The organism is Lactococcus sp. AK05, from assembly GCF_041026685.1.
Lineage (GTDB): Bacteria > Bacillota > Bacilli > Lactobacillales > Streptococcaceae > Lactococcus > Lactococcus lactis.
On the sequence record NZ_JBFTEI010000005.1, the window covers coordinates 52614 to 68477 of the forward strand.

Consider the following 15864-nt stretch of genomic DNA (forward strand, 5'->3'; position numbering starts at 1 on the left):
AATGTAAATGTAAAAAATTACTGACGGAATTTCCGTCAGTAATTTTTCTATACTCATCTTGGTCGCATTGAACTGATAAGCTTTTTGTCAGTATTTTTTAATTTCTAATATTTGATATTGAAGTCTGTGAAATCAGGAAAATTTGCAGGGATTGATTTGACATCAGTGACTTTAGCAAAGGGTGAAAGACGTCCTTTACTTGATTTTTCCCCACGAACAATGGCAGTGAATTCTTCTAATTTTTTTTCGTCCTCTGTTTGCGCGAGAATTTCAACTGTACCGTCATCATTATTCCAAACACGCCCTAAAATGCCCAGTTCACGCGCACTTATGATAACAAAATAACGAAATCCGACGCCCTGAACGCGCCCAGAAACAATCATATTTACTTTGAACATTTTAATACCTCCTAGCTTTGTCTTGTTGAAATGATAATGGTTAAAACGTTTTCTTTTATTATAACATAAGCACCAGCAAGATTGACAAAAATCTGATAAAAGTTTCACTGCCTATGCTTCGCTGTCCCAACCAAAGGGATCTATGTTCTTCACAAGTCACAAATACTCAGCGGAAAATGATTGTTTCCACTTCATTTGATTATCAATGCAATGGATACTGGCAATGTAAAACTTTGTTTCGCCTTACTGGCTATGATATAATTGGAGAATGGAAATCATCAGTTCAAAAGATAATAAAAAAATTAAAGAAGCAAGAAAATTGCTGACAAAAAAATACCGCAAAAATTCATATCTCATCGAAGGCTTTCATTTGTTGGAGGAAGCGCTGAAAGCTGGTCGTTCAATAAAGCAAATTTTTGTTGAAGAAAATAAACTGACTAAACTGACAGAAATGATTGGGTCTGAAAAATCACTGACAGGCTTATCTGTAACTCTGGTCAGTAAAGAAGTGTTGAAATCTTTAGCTGACAGCGAAAGTCCACAAGGACTGATTGCTGAAGTGACAAAAATTGAAGAAGTCATTGATTTTTCAGCAGCAAAATTTTTACTTTTAGAAAACGTACAAGACCCAGGAAATGTAGGAACAATGATTAGAACAGCTGATGCGGCTGGATTTTCGGCTGTTATATTACTTGGCGAAACCGCAGATATTTACAGTCCAAAGGTCATGCGGTCTATGCAAGGCTCAAATTTTCATTTGCCGCTTGTACGAATGGCTAAAGAAGATTGTTTTGCTCAACTTAAAAAAGCAGGTATTTCAATATTGACAACCACGCTGTCAGCAAATTCTGTGTCTTATAAAATAATCAATGAACCACGCTTCGCATTGCTTATGGGAAATGAAGGGGCTGGAGTTTCTGACGAAGCCATTAAAGCTGCTGACAAACTCGTTCATATTGACATGCCAGGACAAGCAGAATCTTTAAATGTGGCTGTAGCAGCTGGAATTTTGATGTTTTCATTATAAAATTACTGATGAACTCCATAGCATATTCGTAACCGCTCAAGCGCTAACGACTATCCTATGACAGAAATTTTCTCGGTGCTGTCAGTAAAAAATGGAGGTGGGTATGAAGATTTACACTGCAAAAATGGACCGCCCAATGGGTTATGTTCATCATGGAACAACTTATCCAATAAATTACGGATACATTGAAGGAATTATTGCTGGTGATGGCGAAGAACAAGATGTTTATATTTTGTCAAATTTGCCAGAAAATCAAAAAGCCCTGACAAATTTTACTGGCAAGTTCATTGCTATTATCCACAGAAAAGATGATGTTGAGGACAAATGGGTACTGACCAGTCCAACTGAAAATTTCACAAAATCAGAAATTGAAAAAGCAGTTCATTTTCAAGAGCAATATTTTGACAGTGAAATTGAAATGGTCAAATAAATAAAAAATACTGATAGACATCAAAAAAATTACTGACGAAAATTCCATCAGTTCAATGCGACCAACGTGAGCATGGAATCGGTAGATAAGAAAAGCTACTGACGAGATTTTCGTCAATAGCTTTTTCATTCCCATTTTCTTTTTATTTTTGTCAGCAGATTTTACGGATTTAATCTTAACTCAATCAGTTAAAGTGAGCCGCCAAAGTTTCCGCAAAGGCTTCGAGATGAGCTTCGTCTTCATCTTCAGGAGACAAGTCAACACGAACAAGTTCAGCTCCTTTTGTTGCGCCAGTTTTTTCAAATTGCGCTTCAAACATATCGACACAGATACAGAAGTCATCATAGAAAGTATCACCTGACCCGAAACAACCGTAAATTTTACCAGATAAATCAACCTCAGCTAATTCTTCATAAAAATCCACAATTTCGTCAGGTAATTCACCGTCACCGTAAGTGTAAGTTCCAACGATACAAAGATCAGCATCAGCCATCTCATCGGCATCAACAGAAGAACATTCGTCAAGTTCTACTTCAAAACCTAATTCTTCAAGTTTATCAGCGACAATATCGGCACAAGCTTCAGTATTTCCTGTCATACTTGCATATACAATTTTTGCTAATGGCATTTTTTCACTCTCCTATAAGATGCAAGGAGCCATACAATTTAGCGCTCCAAGCTCATTTAATTGATTAAAGTTCATCTATCTATTATTGAGATAATTCAATTCAATTATATCAAAAAACAAGTGAAATCAAAGCTAAAAACTACGAATTTTATTTGTTGACCTTCTTTTGTGAAAGGAACATGGCTGGAATAGCAATCATAATTAAAACAATCGAAGAGACAAGAAAGCCAAGTTGATAACCATTAAGCGTGACCGCTTTTTCAACAGAAGTTTTTGCTCTTGCAATGACAGTCGGTGTTAAATTGGTGTGCATCGCCGCTAATTGATGTAGTTTAGTTGTCATCTGTCCAGCAATTTCAGATGTCACAACCGCCGTCACAACTGCCGAGATGACGGCTGAACCAAAAGATGAACCAACGTTTTGAATGATTCTTTGTCCTACTGATGCACCAGGAATATCTTGTTTGTCTAAACCAATGAAAATATCAGTCATCATTGGCATTTGCAAACCACCAATTCCCATTCCACGAACAAATAAAACCAATCCCAACCAAATCAAATTTGTATTTTCGTGAACAAAAATGAAAGGAATTGTTCCAAGAAGGGAAATAGCCAGGGAAACAAGTACTACAGGACGAGCTCCCATACGGTCAATCATCTTCCCAATCAAAGGTCGGGTCACCATCATACCAAGCCCTTGAGGAATCAACATTAGACCTGCTTCAACGGCTGTAAAGCCTTTTGTATTTTGAAAGAAAAGTGGCAGTAAAAGCATAGGTCCATTAGAAGCAATTCCAGCTAAAAAGATTCCAATATTCGCTGCAGTGAAGTTTTTAGATTTGAAAAATCTGAGCGGAAGAACAGTATTATTTTTGCGAATGCGATTATAAATTCCGTAAATAACAAACAAGGCTAAGCCAATGATGACAAAAGTAATCATTTGACTATTGAAAAAATTTTTAGCATTAGTTGAACCCTTCATCATTCCGTAAATTAATCCCACAGAACCACCTGCCAAAAGGAGTGTTCCAAACCAGTCTAGTTTAGCTTTTGGGTTGAAAGGTTTGAAAGAAGTCAGATAAAAATGATTAAGGAGGACTGCAATAATTACTACCGGAATATTAACATAGAAAATCCAGTGCCAATTTGCTCCAGATACAATTGCACCACCAAGTACTGGCCCGATAATTGGTCCAAGAATAATAGGAGTTGAGACAACAGCCATTAATTGACCAAGTTTATCTGGAGGCGTAATTTGCATTAGCAGGGTTGTCATCAGTAAAGTGATAAAACCAGCTGAAAATCCTTGAACAGCTCGGAAAATGATAAAACTATCAATATTCCAAGCAATTCCAGATAAAAAGCTAAAAAGTCCAAAACTAAGGAGTGACCACTGCATTACTTTTTTTCCATCAATGTGATTGACAACATAACCACAGACAGGGACGGCTACAGCAAGTGCAAGAACGTAGCCTGTAATTGCCCACTGAATCATGTCTAGTGAAGTATGTAAGTCACTTTGAAGTTTGTTGATTGCGATATTGACCATGGTTGAATCAAGCATTGGAGCAATAGCACCAATGACTAAAATCCAAGCATTTCGCGTCAATTCTTTTGGCAATTTTTCTTTTTCATTCTTTTTTGATTTTGCCATGTTAATCCTTTCTTTCGTCTGAGCGAAAACTAAGTTATTAAAACTTAGGAATTATAATTTAAAAATAACATACAATTTGTATCTTAAATACAAAATTATTATAAACCTAAGAATAAGTTTTGTCAACAATAAGATTCTTTTTGTATCTAATTTGATTTGTTGGTATTAAATAAAGATGATGTTATAATAGAATTAAGAAACACGAGGTCTCTTATGTTTGAAGAAAAAGAAAAAAAATCACCTAGTCATTCTCGAAGAAGAGGGGATGAACTTAAGAAGGCAATTTATAAAGCGGCAGTTCATATTTTAGAAAATGAAGGCTATGAAAAAGTAACCTTTCAAAATGTCGCAAAAGAAGCCAAAACCACACGAAGCGTACTTTATCGTTATTGGGATGATGTTTTTGACTTAATTTTTGAAGCTGTCCGTTTCAATATTTCACAAAATCCTGAGTGGCGAGGAAATGTGATAGACCAAGAAATTAACAGTGGGAGCTTGCGGCAAGATTTAATTGAACTTTTAACCTTTATGAGAGAGAATTTTAAACTCTATCCCAAAGGATTTCTGGCCTTTGTTTCATTTATGCAGTCGCAAGGAAAAAATGTTCTTGAATCGACCGTTGGCAATGTCCTTCCAAGTAATCTGATTATTATGGAACGCTTGCTTGCAAGGGCTCAGGAAAGAGGGGAAGCGCGTGAAAAAATTGGGCAAACAGCTAAGCTTTTACCTTTCCAAATGACCCGTTATCATATGCTCCTTGAAGGTCAATCCATGAATGATAAGCAAATTAATGAATTGGTAGATGAAGTTTTACTGCCAATTTATATAAAAAACACCTAGTTATAGGGAAATTTATGGTAAAATAAAGTGTATTTATACTAAATAGACTGTTTTGGATTACAAAAAAATCTGTTCAGTTGAATTAGCATTCAAAGTAATTTTGAAAAGGCTCATGATTGTCGAAGAAAATTCTTATAGATAAAGTCATAAATACTATCTTATAAGGATTCAGTAACCCCAGTAAATGAAAATTTATTTTTCGATGAAGTATGAGTCACTTCAAAACATTAATTTAAATAAAAAGAACTGAGTTTTTCTCAGAACTTTAGAAGGAAAGAATAAATTGATTACATTAAAATCGCAACGTGAAATCGAGCAAATGGAACGTAGTAGCAAAATTTTGGCAGATATCCACATTGGGCTTCGTGAGTTGATTAAACCAGGGATTGACATGTGGGAAATTGAAGAATATGTCCGCAAAGTTTGTAAAGAAAAAAATGTTTTACCTTTACAAATCGGAGTGGATGAAGGAAATTATAATCCATTCCCTTATGCTACTTGCTGCTGTTTGAATGATGAAGTGGCTCACGCATTTCCACGTCATCAAATTCTAAAAGATGGTGATTTGATTAAAGTGGACATGGTTCTCGGTTTGGTTGAAGATGGTTCTGTTGATGTTTCAAAACTTAATTTTGACGATGCTGAATCAATGGTTAAATATCAAGAAGAATTCCGCGGTGGCGTTGCTGACTCTTGTTGGGCTTATGCTGTAGGCCAAGTTTCTGACGAAGTAAAAAACTTGATGGATGTGACCCGCGAATGTCTCTATCTTGGAATTGAACAAGCCAAAGTAGGCAACCGTATTGGTGATATTGGGGCAGCTATTCAAGAATACGCTGAAAGTCGTGGCTATGGTGTCGTTCGTGACCTTGTAGGACATGGCGTTGGACCAACAATGCATGAAGAACCAATGGTGCCCCACTACGGACGTGCTGGACGTGGCCTTCGTTTACGCGAAGGAATGGTCTTAACCATTGAACCAATGATTAACACTGGGGGTTGGGAAATTGACCATGATGGTGAACGTGGTTACGTTACACTTGACGGAAGTTTATCTTGTCAATACGAACACCAGTTTGTCATCACTAAAGATGGTCCTGTGATTTTGACTTCTCAAGGCGAAGAACGGACTTATTAAGAAGTAAAAGGAAAAACAGATGAGAGGAAAGATGAAAAAAGTTCTACAAAAAATTGCTGAACTAACGACAACTTTTATGACTTTTTTCAAAAGTTCAGAAATGAGTCTGTCTTCAATTGCTGTTGCTTATTACCTTTTACTTGCAATCTTTCCTCTAGGATTGATTGTTGGAAATATTTTACCCTTCTTACATATCAATACAACAGCTTTATTGAGTTTTTTGTCTGAGCAACTCCCAAGTGATGTTTACAAAGGAATTGAACCAGTCATTAATAATCTCTTAAATCAAAGAAATACAGGCTTACTTTCACTCTCTGTCTTGGCAGGTTTTTGGACCTTTTCAAGAGCCTTATCTGCTCTACAAATGTCAATGAATAAAGCTTATGAAGTCTTTAATCATCGAGATTTTATTGTCAGTCGAATTATCGGTTTAGCTGCCGGATTTGCGATTTTACTCTTTCTTTACTTTTCAATTGTTCTCTCTACTTTTGGACAATTAATTCTCGAACAAGTTCATCGCTTATTTCCTTTTGATGATCATCTCTACCGAACGTTACACAATATGACTTTACCAGCGATTGCTGTAGCAACCTTTTTATCTTTGATGATGCTTTATTTTATCCTACCAAATGTTAAAATAAGAAAATTGAGATACACCATGCCTGGAACAATATTTTCAACCTTTGTTCTTGTTTTTCTAACCAACTGGATTGCAAAATATGTTAGCTTTGCTCTTCAGCGATTAGATGACTTGAAATTGATTGGGTCATTGGTTGTCTTTGCACTGATGATTTGGTTTATTTTCATCGCCCGCGTTTTGATTATTGGTGCCATATTAAATGCTGTTTATCAAAAAACAAAAGTTGGTAAGATTGAAACACGACGTGGTGAAATTGTTGAATTCATCAAGGAAATTAGAAAATAAAAAATACTGACAGAAAATCTGTCAGTATTTTTCTCATTTCTGTCAGTAATTTTTTATCTAGTATAATTTCTATCAGTAAAAAAATTACTTATTCTGTTAAATTTTTATCTTTTTTGAAGACAAAGAATTTTGAATAAAGATAGTTAATAACAATAATTAAAACTTGAACGACAAGGTTAAGAGCAGCAACCATATTATTTTTAGAAAGTCCAAAAAGATTCATCAAAATATCAGGATGTTGGTCAATGAACCACCAGTTAATAAAGATGGATAGGAGTAAAAGAACAATTCGTCCTGAAGTGAAATTGATGAAATCACGTAATAAGTTTGATGATTCATGTTTGAAAACAAAAAGTTTATTGGTAAAAAATGCAAAAATAATACTTGAAGCTTGAGCGGCAGTTTCTGAACCCCAGCCAGAATGCCAAGCTTGCCAAGTTAACCATTTGACAAAGGCATAGACTGCTGTTGCTAGGACTCCGAAAATGAGATATCTAACAGTTTCAGACTTAAAAAGATTCATGAGTTTTTTCATGAGGTAATTATATCACACTCTTTTAATAGACTCCACTAAAAGTAGCAATTTAACAGATGTTTCAAATAAAAAGGGAAATAGGGTATAATAACAAAATATATATAATAAAATCAGTGACAAAGAAAAGGAAATAATTTTTGAATCAAATGATGAAGAAAGTGGTTATTTTATTGCTCATCAGTGGCTTAGTTTTAGTCACACCTCATGCTTTTGCAACAGCAGGAGGATTTCGAGGGGGAGGAAATAGAAGTACAAGAACTGGCGGTAATTTTGGAGGTGGAAATACTAACAGCCATTATAATAATACTGGTTCTAATAGCTATACTTCTAATTCTAGGACATCTAGAATGGGGAGCAGGTATAATAGAGGAAGGATTTGGAAATGGCTGATTGTGCTTGCCGGTCTCGGATTTTATTTTATAAGAAATAGAGTTAAACTTCCCTTTAAAAAAAGAGGTTATTTTCAAGAAAAGACATTAAATGATTCTGCTTTGTCAGCAGAAATAGAAGCAATTTTTCTAAAAGTTCAAGATGCTTGGGATAAACAAGACTTACGAGCTTTGTCAGCATTTTATGGTGATAATTTATATGAAAAACATGAAAAAATTCTCCAAAAGATGAGTGACAAAGGTCAAATTAATCACACGCGTAGTGTGGTTTTGGATGGAATCACGCGTTATAAAGAAGTAAAAGATAATCAATTTGAAGTTGACCTCTATTTTGTAGCTATTGACTACCTTGTTTCTGTTAATTCTGGTCAAATTATTGCGGGAAATACTCAGGAAAGACGGGCGTTTAAACAACGTTGGACTTTTAGTGGTCAAAAAGGGGCTCTTCGAGTTGAGAAAATGAAAGAATTTAAAATCTAATGATATTTAGTATAGATATGAAGGGAGAAAAATGATTCTTTATTTATTAGTTTTATTAGCAGTTTGGAATCTTATTGTTTTTGTTTTTTATGCGGTGGATAAGTACAAGGCCCAACATCATCTGTGGAGAATTCCTGAAAAAGTTTTACTTGCACAAGCACTTTTAGGTGGAGGGATTGGAGCAATTTTGGCTGGGCATCTCTGTCATCATAAAACTAGAAAATGGTATTTCAATCTCTCATGGTACGTGGGACTATTGGTTGATGCTGGACTTATCTTTTTAATTATCAAATTCTTTGCTAAATAAATCATCAAATTGAAAAGCTTTTTAGAAAATAAAAAGCTTTTTTTATTAAGGATTATTCAACACAATCCATTGACATTTCTGGCTTAAAAATGTCATAATAGAGGCATGCCTAAACAACGATTTTATTCTTTTATGATTGGAACGGTACTTGAAGCTTGGATTTTCAGCTGGTCCTTCCTATCTGCTTCGTGGTTTTTAGCCACGTTTTTCGGCTTTCTTTTAGTACGCCGAATCTTCCTTGCTTATCGCTTGGATAAATTTATACGTGATATGAAAATGTGATTTTTATCACAATTTTTATTATAAAAGTACTGACAAAGTTTTATGACGAAAAAATATTCTCTGTCAGTTGTTCTTATTTATGAAATAATAGGGGAGACTTACAATGGCGGTTTCAGTTCAAGATTTACTTGACAAAATTCATTTTCATGTGATTTACTCAACAGAAACAGCATTAGCAAAAGAAATTACAACTTCAGAAATTATGCGCCCAGGTTTAGAAATGGCTGGGTATTTTGATTATTTCACACCCGAACGAATTCAACTTTTTGGGATGAAAGAATGGTCATACATGATGACTGTAGTTGGAGATAATCGCTATGACCTCTTGAAAAAAGTCATGGCCAAAGAAACACCGGTTGTTATTGTTGCACGTAATTTAGAAATTCCTAGTGAAATGGTGGCAGCTGCTAAAAAGTCTGACATTGTTTTACTTCAATCACGTGAAGCAACCAGCCGATTGAACTCAGTATTGACCTCATTTCTTGATGAACGTTTAGCTGAAAGAACGACTGTTCATGGTGTTTTGATGGATATTTTTGGGGTCGGCGTTCTTATTCAAGGGGCTAGTGGGATTGGTAAATCAGAAACTGGTCTTGAGTTAGTCAAACGTGGCCACCGATTAGTTGCTGATGACCGTGTAGATGTTTTTCAACGGGATGCATTCACACTTTCTGGGGAACCCGCAGAAATTTTGCGCAATATGATTGAAATTCGTGGCGTTGGGATTATTGACGTGATGAGTCTTTTTGGTGCTGGTGCTGTTAAAGATTCAACGGATATTGATATGGCTATATATTTAGAATACTACGATAAGGAAAAAGCTTTTGACCGTTTGGGAAATGCACCGACTATTGTTGAATTTTCTGATGTTGAAGTCCCACAAACCCGTATTCCTGTAAAAACTGGGCGGAATGTGTCAGTAATTGTTGAAGCTGCGGTTATGAATTTTAGAGCTAAGCAAATGGGCTTTGATGCAACAAAAACTTTTGAAGACCGTCTCACTGATTTAATCAGTCATAATAAAGAATCATAAGATAAAACTTAGAAATTACTGACCGAAAATTCTGTCAGTAAATTTAGAAAACTGATAAAAAATATGAATAATCTATTTCCCTTTTTAGCTTTAAATAAGATTGCACTCCAATTAGGGCCGCTAGCCATTCACTGGTATGCTATTTTTATTGTGGGCGGTGCTGCATTAGCCGTTTGGCTCGCATGTAAAGAAGCCCCAAAGCGTAATATAAAAACCGACGATATTATTGATTTTGTTCTCTTTGCCTTTCCTTTAGGAATTGTTGGAGCGAGACTTTATTATGTCATTTTCCAATGGTCTTACTATAGTCAACATCCTTCACAAATCATTGCCATGTGGGATGGTGGCGGAGCCATCTATGGAAGCTTAATCGCTGGAGCAATTGTCCTCTTTGTCTTTAGCTACTATCGAATGATTCATCCGCTAGATTTGCTTGATATTACTATCCCGGGTGTTTTTCTTGCTCAGGCAATGGGACGTTGGGGGAATTTTGTCAATCAAGAAGCCTATGGAAAAATTGTTTCAAATTTAGACTGGCTACCTGCTTTCATTAGAAATCAAATGTTTATTGATGGTCATTATCGAATGCCTACCTTCCTATTTGAAAGTATTGGTACACTAAGCGGTTTTATTCTGGTCATGGTCTTTAGACATCGAATAAAAGGATTAAAACGTGGGGATATTTTTAGTTTCTACCTCGTCTGGTATGGAGCCGTTCGTTTTATTGTTGAAGGAATGCGAACAGATAGCCTAATGTTAGGACCTGCTCGTGTGTCACAATGGCTTTCAGTTTTATTAGTGATTGTAGGACTTGTTCTCTTTATTTATCGCAGAATGAAAAAAAATTAAAAAGTCTATCCTGAAGGATAGACTTTTTGTCATAAAAAAATGTAAGTTATATTAGAAAATAGCGAAACAATTTGTTATAATGAAGTCAAATAGAATCGCTTTCATCAAAATGAAAGAAGATTGAAAAATGGGTGCTGATTTTATACCCGAATAAAGAGGAGGAAACGTGGGAAATATTGCATTATTGATTATCGCGATAGCATTTGCTGTATTGGTGGTCTTCTTAGTTATTGTATTACATAAGGTTTCTAAGGTTGTTGAAGAAGCCAACCGTACGGTTAAATTAGTTTCTAGCGATGTAGATGTCTTACTTCATCAAGCTGATGGCATAATGGCTAAAGCCAATACCTTGCTTGATGATGTTAATGGGAAAGTCGCCACGATTGACCCTTTGTTTACAGCGGTTGCTGACTTGTCTGAAAGTGTTTCAGATATCAATGCTTCAAGTCGTAAACTTGTGACACGTCTTAATAGAGGTTCAACAAAACGAAAAACAACCTCAGCTTCAGCAGTCGTTTTGGCAAAAACAGCCAAAAAATTCTTTGTCAAAAAAGATAAAACTGAAGCGGGTGTAAAAGTAAATTAAACTTGCTTACGAAAGAAAGGACTTAACCGATGTCAAAAAAAACAGGATTTCTAGTTGGTGCTTTAGTTGGTGCCGCAGCTGCTCTATTTTTAGCTCCTAAAAAAGGAAGCGAACTCCGCGAAGGGGCTGGAAAAATTTATGATGATTTAAAAGAAAACCCTCAAGAAACATTGACTGGAATGAGAGATACCGCTCTTGATTTCTCAGCTGAAAAATTTAATGAAATCAAAGAAAAATTTGATTCAGGTGAAATTTCAGCTGACAAGGCCAAAGAATTTTTGCTTTCAAAACGTGATTTAATTATGGAAAAAGTTGACTCAGGTGAACTGTCTAAAGATTCAGTTGTTGATTTCTTCAATGATACTAAAGATGCTGTCGTTGAAAAAATTAATTCAATGAAAGACAGTGGAGAAGAACTCTTTGATGAAAATGAATCAGACATCTCAGAAGAAGCCGCAGAAGTTGTGGCTAAGTTCAGTGATGCCAAAGATGAAGTGAAAGAAGATATTGATACTGAGTCTCTTGCTGAAGAAGCGAAAAAAATTGCTGACAAAGCCAAAGAATTAACAAATTTTCCTGACGAAAAAGAATAAAATTTAAAATCTGTCTTTAAGGCAGATTTTTTTGTCATGTAAAATATTTACATACTTAACTATGGTAATTGGAAATAAATTGCGTTATACTATATAGTATAGAATATAAAGAAATACTCTGGAGGATTTCAAATGGCACAAGCAAACTTTGGTGTTGTCGGAATGGCTGTAATGGGGAAAAACCTTGCACTCAACGTAGAGTCACGTGGTTATACCGTTGCAATTTACAACCGTACGACTTCAAAAACTGAAGAAGTTTATAAAGAACATCAAGATAAGAATCTTGTTCTCACTAAAACACTTGAAGAATTTGTTGGAAGTCTTGAAAAACCACGTCGTATCATGCTCATGGTTCAAGCAGGAGCAGCGACAGATGCGACAATTAAATCACTTTTACCACTCTTGGATAAAGGCGATATCTTGATTGATGGTGGAAATACTCATTTCCCAGACACAATGCGTCGTAATGCTGAACTTGCAGACTCAGGTATTAACTTCATTGGTACAGGAGTTTCTGGTGGTGAAAAAGGTGCGCTTTTAGGCCCATCAATGATGCCTGGTGGTCAAAAAGAAGCCTACGATTTGGTTGCACCAATTTTTGAACAAATCGCAGCTAAAGCTCCTCAAGATGGTAAACCATGTGTGGCTTACATGGGAGCAAATGGTGCTGGACATTACGTTAAAATGGTTCACAACGGAATTGAGTACGGCGATATGCAATTGATTGCTGAATCTTATGATTTGTTGAAACGTGTTCTTGGTCTTAGCAATGCAGAAATTCAAGCCATTTTTGAAGAATGGAATGAAGGCGAACTTGATAGCTACCTCATTGAAATCACTAAAGAAGTATTGAAACGTAAAGATGATGAAGGCGAAGGCTACATCGTTGATAAAATTCTTGATAAAGCAGGAAATAAAGGAACTGGTAAATGGACTTCAGAGTCTGCCCTTGACCTTGGAGTACCACTTCCATTGATTACAGAATCAGTATTTGCTCGCTACATTTCAACTTATAAAGATGAACGTGTTAAAGCAAGCAAAGTTTTATCTGGACCAGCGGTTAATTTCTCAGGCGATAAAAAAGAAGTCATTGAAAAAATCCGCAAAGCGCTATATTTCTCAAAAATTATGAGTTATGCTCAAGGATTTGCTCAACTTCGTAAAGCTTCTGAAGAATTTGATTGGGACTTGCCTTACGGTACAATTGCACAAATTTGGCGTGCTGGATGTATCATTCGTGCAGAATTCCTCCAAAATATTACTGATGCTTTCGACAAAGATAGCGAACTTGAAAACCTCTTGCTTGACGACTACTTTGTAGACATCACAAAACGTTATCAAGAAGCTGTTCGTGATGTAGTTTCACTTGCTGTTCAAGCAGGAATTCCAATTCCAACATTCACATCAGCAATTAGCTACTACGATAGCTATCGTTCTGAAAATCTTCCAGCTAACTTGATTCAAGCCCAACGTGATTACTTCGGTGCTCACACTTATGAACGTACAGACAAAGCTGGAATCTTCCACTACGACTGGTACACAGAAGATTAAGTTGAAAAATTATTAATTAAAAGCTAGAATTTTCTAGCTTTTTTTCTTATAAATTTTGCAGTATTCTTTAGACCATTTTTTAACAAAAAATCAAGAAATTGTTATATGATTTAGGTAATCGAATGTGAATTATTTACTTTGATAAATTTTATGGAACTAGAGAAAGTTGAGGAAATTAGAATGGGTTATGAATCTAATCGCTCATTTAATAAAGCAACAGGTGCCGGTTTCATCATCGCAATGGGAATTGTTTATGGCGACATCGGAACGAGCCCTCTTTACACAATGGAATCAATTGTCCAAGGCCAAGGGGGGCTTGAACGAATCTCAGAAACGTCAATTATTGGGGCACTTTCGCTCATTATCTGGACGCTGACATTAATTACAACAGTCAAATATGTGTGGATTGCTTTAAAAGCGGATAATAATCATGAAGGCGGAATTTTTTCCTTATTTACTCTCGTTCGCAAGTATGCAAAATGGTTAATTATTCCGGCAATGATTGGTGGTGCTGCTTTGCTTTCTGACGGAGCTTTAACACCTGCCGTAACGGTTACGTCAGCAATAGAAGGCTTGAGGTCAATTCCGGCTTTTCATGAAGCTTTTGGTCAGCATCAATTACCGATTGTTATTATTACTTTAGCGATTTTAGCGGTCTTATTTTTAATTCAACGATTTGGAACTTCAATCGTTGGTAAAGTGTTTGGACCAGTCATGTTTATTTGGTTTAGTTTTCTTGGAATTACGGGTTTGATTAATCTCTTTGGTGATTTTTCTGTCCTTCAAGCAATTAATCCTTATTGGGCAATTCATTTACTTTTAAGCCCAGAAAATAAAGCTGGAATTTTTGTTTTAGGTTCAGTCTTTTTGGCAACGACAGGTGCAGAAGCTCTTTATTCCGATTTAGGACACGTTGGTCGGGGAAATATTCATGTCAGTTGGCCTTTTGTTAAAGTTTGTATCATCCTATCCTATTGTGGGCAAGGGGCTTGGCTTTTACAAAATCGCGGAAAATCTTTAGGAGATATCAATCCATTTTTTGCTGTCCTCCCTCAAAATTTAATCATTTTTTCAGTAATTTTAGCAACCTTGGCGGCAATTATTGCCTCACAGGCATTGATTTCTGGTTCATTTACTCTTGTGTCAGAAGCTATTCGTCTTAAACTCCTTCCTCGACTAAGAATTTTTTATCCAGGAGAAACTTTCGGACAATTATATATTCCAGCCGTAAATTTGGGACTCTGGTTGGCAGCGAGTTTTATTGTTGTCTATTTCCAAAGTTCTGCTCACATGGAAGCGGCTTATGGTTTAGCAATCACAGTAACCATGCTTATGACAACAACATTGTTAACTGTCTATTTAAGTCACTATCAAAAAGTTAAAAAAGTATTGGTTGGCCTATTTTTCACCGTTTTTATCTTTATTGAAGGCTTGTTTTTTGCAGCTTCCGCTGTAAAATTTATGCATGGCGGTTATGTCGTTGTGATTATTGCTGCCATGATTCTATTTGTTATGGCAATCTGGCATAAATCTGATCAGCTTTTTTATAAATATCTTAATTCTTCAAATCTTAATGATTATAAAGAACAAATGGACAAACTCCGCAAGGATGAAACTTACGACCTTTATCATACGAATGTCGTTTATTTAACGGCTAAAATGGATAAAGAATGGATTGACCGTTCAATCTTGTATTCTATTTTGGATAAGCGTCCTAAAAAAGCTAAAGTTTACTGGTTTGTGAAGGTTAATGTTACAGATGAGCCTTATACTTCTGAATACGAAGTGGATATGCTAGGAACTGATTTTATTGTCTGTGTTAATCTATATCTCGGTTTTCATATGCGTCAAGAAATCCCTCGGTATTTACGGACGATTGTGACCAACTTGATGGAGTCAGGACGATTACCACAACAAAATCAAACTTATAGTATTACACCAGGGCGAAAAGTTGGAGATTTCCGTTTTATTATTTTAGAAGAAAAATTAATTAATGCAAGACAAATGCCTGGCTTTGAACGATTTGTTCTTCAAACAAAAGAGCAAATTAAAAAAATTACAGCTTCACCAGCACGTTGGTTTGGTCTTCACTTTTCAGAAGTGACGGTTGAAACTGTTCCTTTGGTTCTCTCGGATGTTAAAAATTTGGAAATTCACGAACGAATTTCAGAAGAAAATCAAGGAGAATCATAATAAAATAAAAGCAATCAAAAGATAGC

18 protein-coding genes are annotated in these 15864 nt (G+C 35.8%); 14 read left to right on the top strand and 4 right to left on the bottom strand.

Annotated features, from left to right (window positions below; translation table 11 throughout):
• Positions 1–104 precede the first annotated feature (104 nt).
• Positions 105–398 carry an acylphosphatase gene (locus AB6B24_RS09830; protein ID WP_311804297.1) on the bottom strand — a complete coding sequence of 98 codons (294 nt, stop codon included), beginning with the start codon at positions 396–398 and terminating at the stop codon, positions 105–107.
• Between the two features lie 268 nt (positions 399–666).
• Between AB6B24_RS09830 and AB6B24_RS09835 the strand changes: the two genes are divergently transcribed.
• Both AB6B24_RS09835 and AB6B24_RS09840 read left to right on the top strand, forming a co-directional pair.
• Entirely contained in the window at positions 667–1425 is a 759-nt protein-coding gene (locus tag AB6B24_RS09835; protein WP_311804296.1) for an RNA methyltransferase, read from the top strand.
• 91 nt (positions 1426–1516) lie between these two features.
• On the top strand, positions 1517–1855 hold the full coding sequence (locus AB6B24_RS09840) for an inorganic diphosphatase (RefSeq protein WP_332529177.1): 339 nt from the start codon (positions 1517–1519) through the stop codon (positions 1853–1855).
• Positions 1856–2039: 184 nt separating this feature from the next.
• On the opposite strand, the gene AB6B24_RS09845 is transcribed toward AB6B24_RS09840, so the two are convergent.
• Positions 2040–2483, bottom strand: a complete 444-nt coding sequence (locus AB6B24_RS09845) for a flavodoxin (RefSeq protein WP_003129515.1) — start codon at positions 2481–2483, stop codon at positions 2040–2042.
• 148 nt (positions 2484–2631) lie between these two features.
• Positions 2632–4137, bottom strand: a complete 1506-nt coding sequence (locus AB6B24_RS09850; protein ID WP_311804295.1) for an MDR family MFS transporter — start codon at positions 4135–4137, stop codon at positions 2632–2634.
• 213 nt (positions 4138–4350) lie between these two features.
• On the opposite strand from AB6B24_RS09850, the gene AB6B24_RS09855 reads away from it, so the two are divergent.
• The 3 genes from AB6B24_RS09855 (at position 4351) to AB6B24_RS09865 (ending at position 7040) form a co-directional block, all read left to right on the top strand.
• On the top strand, positions 4351–4977 hold the full coding sequence (locus AB6B24_RS09855) for a TetR/AcrR family transcriptional regulator (protein WP_015425938.1): 627 nt from the start codon (positions 4351–4353) through the stop codon (positions 4975–4977).
• Between the two features lie 283 nt (positions 4978–5260).
• Positions 5261–6115, top strand: coding sequence for a methionyl aminopeptidase (locus AB6B24_RS09860; protein ID WP_003129519.1), 855 nt, complete (start codon positions 5261–5263; stop codon positions 6113–6115).
• Positions 6116–6146: 31 nt separating this feature from the next.
• Positions 6147–7040 carry a YihY/virulence factor BrkB family protein gene (locus AB6B24_RS09865; protein WP_042230700.1) on the top strand — a complete coding sequence of 298 codons (894 nt, stop codon included), beginning with the start codon at positions 6147–6149 and terminating at the stop codon, positions 7038–7040.
• Positions 7041–7128: 88 nt separating this feature from the next.
• On the opposite strand, the gene AB6B24_RS09870 is transcribed toward AB6B24_RS09865, so the two are convergent.
• Entirely contained in the window at positions 7129–7575 is a 447-nt protein-coding gene (locus tag AB6B24_RS09870; protein WP_003129522.1) for a GtrA family protein, read from the bottom strand.
• A gap of 146 nt (positions 7576–7721) precedes the next feature.
• On the opposite strand from AB6B24_RS09870, the gene AB6B24_RS09875 reads away from it, so the two are divergent.
• The 9 genes from AB6B24_RS09875 to AB6B24_RS09915 all read left to right on the top strand — a co-directional run bounded on the left by AB6B24_RS09875 (position 7722) and on the right by AB6B24_RS09915 (position 15838).
• Positions 7722–8444, top strand: a complete 723-nt coding sequence (locus AB6B24_RS09875) for a TIM44-like domain-containing protein (protein WP_238991110.1) — start codon at positions 7722–7724, stop codon at positions 8442–8444.
• A gap of 31 nt (positions 8445–8475) precedes the next feature.
• Positions 8476–8751 (top strand): DUF1294 domain-containing protein, encoded by a 276-nt coding sequence (locus tag AB6B24_RS09880; protein WP_012897322.1) that lies wholly within the window; start codon positions 8476–8478, stop codon positions 8749–8751.
• Between the two features lie 105 nt (positions 8752–8856).
• Positions 8857–9033 carry a DUF3272 family protein gene (locus AB6B24_RS09885; protein ID WP_010905464.1) on the top strand — a complete coding sequence of 59 codons (177 nt, stop codon included), beginning with the start codon at positions 8857–8859 and terminating at the stop codon, positions 9031–9033.
• Between the two features lie 103 nt (positions 9034–9136).
• Positions 9137–10066, top strand: a complete 930-nt coding sequence (hprK, locus tag AB6B24_RS09890; protein WP_015425943.1) for an HPr(Ser) kinase/phosphatase — start codon at positions 9137–9139, stop codon at positions 10064–10066.
• A 63-nt stretch (positions 10067–10129) separates the two neighbouring features.
• Positions 10130–10915, top strand: a complete 786-nt coding sequence (gene lgt / locus AB6B24_RS09895; RefSeq protein WP_003129530.1) for a prolipoprotein diacylglyceryl transferase — start codon at positions 10130–10132, stop codon at positions 10913–10915.
• A gap of 166 nt (positions 10916–11081) precedes the next feature.
• Positions 11082–11501 (top strand): DUF948 domain-containing protein, encoded by a 420-nt coding sequence (locus AB6B24_RS09900; RefSeq protein ID WP_015425945.1) that lies wholly within the window; start codon positions 11082–11084, stop codon positions 11499–11501.
• A 29-nt stretch (positions 11502–11530) separates the two neighbouring features.
• A complete protein-coding gene (locus tag AB6B24_RS09905; RefSeq protein WP_015425946.1) occupies positions 11531–12094 on the top strand; it encodes a YtxH domain-containing protein in 564 nt (187 codons plus the stop codon).
• Between the two features lie 132 nt (positions 12095–12226).
• Positions 12227–13645, top strand: a complete 1419-nt coding sequence (gene gndA / locus AB6B24_RS09910; protein ID WP_003129534.1) for an NADP-dependent phosphogluconate dehydrogenase — start codon at positions 12227–12229, stop codon at positions 13643–13645.
• A 180-nt stretch (positions 13646–13825) separates the two neighbouring features.
• Entirely contained in the window at positions 13826–15838 is a 2013-nt protein-coding gene (locus AB6B24_RS09915; protein WP_311804294.1) for a potassium transporter Kup, read from the top strand.
• Positions 15839–15864: the final 26 nt, after the last annotated feature.

Bases quoted from the DNA above. Each gene is read 5' to 3' on its own strand.
- AB6B24_RS09830 (WP_311804297.1), bottom strand. From the start codon at position 398: ATGTTCAAAGTAAATATGATTGTTTCTGGGCGCGTTCAGGGCGTCGGA.
- AB6B24_RS09835 (WP_311804296.1), top strand. From the start codon at position 667: ATGGAAATCATCAGTTCAAAAGATAATAAAAAAATTAAAGAAGCAAGA.
- AB6B24_RS09840 (WP_332529177.1), top strand. From the start codon at position 1,517: ATGGAGGTGGGTATGAAGATTTACACTGCAAAAATGGACCGCCCAATG.
- AB6B24_RS09845 (WP_003129515.1), bottom strand. From the start codon at position 2,483: ATGCCATTAGCAAAAATTGTATATGCAAGTATGACAGGAAATACTGAA.
- AB6B24_RS09850 (WP_311804295.1), bottom strand. From the start codon at position 4,137: ATGGCAAAATCAAAAAAGAATGAAAAAGAAAAATTGCCAAAAGAATTG.
- AB6B24_RS09855 (WP_015425938.1), top strand. From the start codon at position 4,351: ATGTTTGAAGAAAAAGAAAAAAAATCACCTAGTCATTCTCGAAGAAGA.
- AB6B24_RS09865 (WP_042230700.1), top strand. From the start codon at position 6,147: ATGAAAAAAGTTCTACAAAAAATTGCTGAACTAACGACAACTTTTATG.
- AB6B24_RS09870 (WP_003129522.1), bottom strand. From the start codon at position 7,575: ATGAAAAAACTCATGAATCTTTTTAAGTCTGAAACTGTTAGATATCTC.
- AB6B24_RS09875 (WP_238991110.1), top strand. From the start codon at position 7,722: ATGATGAAGAAAGTGGTTATTTTATTGCTCATCAGTGGCTTAGTTTTA.
- AB6B24_RS09880 (WP_012897322.1), top strand. From the start codon at position 8,476: ATGATTCTTTATTTATTAGTTTTATTAGCAGTTTGGAATCTTATTGTT.
- AB6B24_RS09885 (WP_010905464.1), top strand. From the start codon at position 8,857: ATGCCTAAACAACGATTTTATTCTTTTATGATTGGAACGGTACTTGAA.
- hprK (WP_015425943.1), top strand. From the start codon at position 9,137: ATGGCGGTTTCAGTTCAAGATTTACTTGACAAAATTCATTTTCATGTG.
- lgt (WP_003129530.1), top strand. From the start codon at position 10,130: ATGAATAATCTATTTCCCTTTTTAGCTTTAAATAAGATTGCACTCCAA.
- AB6B24_RS09905 (WP_015425946.1), top strand. From the start codon at position 11,531: ATGTCAAAAAAAACAGGATTTCTAGTTGGTGCTTTAGTTGGTGCCGCA.
- gndA (WP_003129534.1), top strand. From the start codon at position 12,227: ATGGCACAAGCAAACTTTGGTGTTGTCGGAATGGCTGTAATGGGGAAA.
- AB6B24_RS09915 (WP_311804294.1), top strand. From the start codon at position 13,826: ATGGGTTATGAATCTAATCGCTCATTTAATAAAGCAACAGGTGCCGGT.